Source organism: Mesorhizobium sp. P5_C1, from assembly GCF_054049815.1.
Genome location: NZ_JBFULQ010000967.1, coordinates 1 through 1315, shown reverse-complemented (window position 1 = coordinate 1315; position 1315 = coordinate 1). Strand labels below are relative to the sequence as shown.

The 1315-nt window shown below is 61.3% G+C and carries 1 protein-coding gene and 2 pseudogenes; 2 read left to right on the top strand and 1 reads right to left on the bottom strand.

What is annotated here, in order from left to right:
- Together katE and ACXJ7R_RS33065 are read left to right on the top strand one after the other, a co-directional pair.
- Positions 1-609 (top strand): annotated as a pseudogene (gene katE / locus ACXJ7R_RS33070) (catalase); the annotation flags it as partial.
- A gap of 228 nt (positions 610-837) precedes the next feature.
- A pseudogene (locus tag ACXJ7R_RS33065) lies at positions 838-1035 on the top strand (ribonuclease); the annotation flags it as partial.
- Positions 1036-1132: 97 nt separating this feature from the next.
- Here ACXJ7R_RS33065 and ACXJ7R_RS33060 read toward each other — a convergent pair.
- Positions 1133-1315, bottom strand: a 183-nt coding sequence (locus ACXJ7R_RS33060) for a hypothetical protein (protein WP_457155465.1), incomplete at its 5' end; no start/stop codon positions are given.

Below are 1315 nucleotides of genomic sequence, written 5' to 3'. Positions count from 1 at the left end.
CTTCTGAACATCGACGATGGGCTGGCCGGCAAGGTGGCGGACGCACTCGGTCTGAAGGCTATGCCGAAGCCTGCCGATGCGGCAGTGGCAACGCGCCGGGATCTCGGTGCGTTGGATTCGCTCAGCATCCTCAAGAACGGCCCCGGTCGTTTTGAAGGCCGCAAGCTCGGCATCCTCGTGACCGACGGGACAGACGCCGGCCTGCTGAAGGGTATGCAGCAGGCGTTGACCAAGGCTGGCGCAAGCTTCGAGATCATCGCGCCGAAGGTCGGCGGAGCCAAGGCCAGCGACGGCAGCTGGATCGATGCGCACCAGATGATGTCGGGCGCGCCATCGGTTCTCTACGACGCCATCGCGCTGTTGCCGGCAAAGCCTGCGATGGGCGACCTGATGAAGGAATCGACCGCCCGCGACTTCGTCGCGGATGCGTTCGCGCATTGCAAGTTCATCGGCTTCGTCGAGGCGGCAGGTCCGCTGTTGTCTAAGGCCGGAGTTGTCGAAGATGAGGCGGTTATCTCCCTTGGATCGGCCAAGGATATTTCGGGCTTTGTTGCAAGGCTTGGAGAGTTACGCTGGTGGACGCGCGAGCCGACGGTGAAGTTGGGTTAAGTTCCGCTAGCGACATCGGGCAATCTCAGGAGAACGACGAGATAAACAAGTTCAGTTGGTGGCGCCGCGCTGACGCGTTGCTCGGTCGGGGCCGGCAATGCCCGACGAGCCTGCCACAGGGGTGAAGTCCAGTGGCTAGCTCTTTCCTCGTGCACCCAATAAGGAACTGAACAAGAGCAACAATCCCCTCGGGAGCATTCGCCTCCGAAGGGTCAATCGCTTCCGGCGCTGGCGGCCTTCATTTCGATCTWTGGTTTCGTCGCGGATCCTGTCACGGTCGCGGATCATGTCGCCTATCTGGGCGGTTTGCTGCCGTCGGGCGGGCTCGATCTYATTCGCGACCARTTGCAGGCCCTGGCCAAGCAGAAACCGGGTGCTCTCGGAACCGGCTTCTTCATCGGCCTTGGCATAGCGCCTCACTCTTCGCCATATTCAACCGGGATGCCCGTGTGGGCGGCCAATGCGGTAAAAGACCGTTTGGCCTGACCAAGTGTCAACTTGCCTTCGTGCGCCGCTTGCACCGCTATCCCTCAGCCTTGAAATTCTTGGCCTTTTCGGTGGCYTTTTTCTTGTCGCCGCCATGCTCGCGCAAAAGATCCTTCGCCTGCTTCGGCGACACGTCGGTCGTCTCGGCGAGGTGCATCGCCTCGCGGTCGGAATCCTGGGATTTGGTCTGGTCCTTCGGCATGGTGCTGTCTCCCGTGTG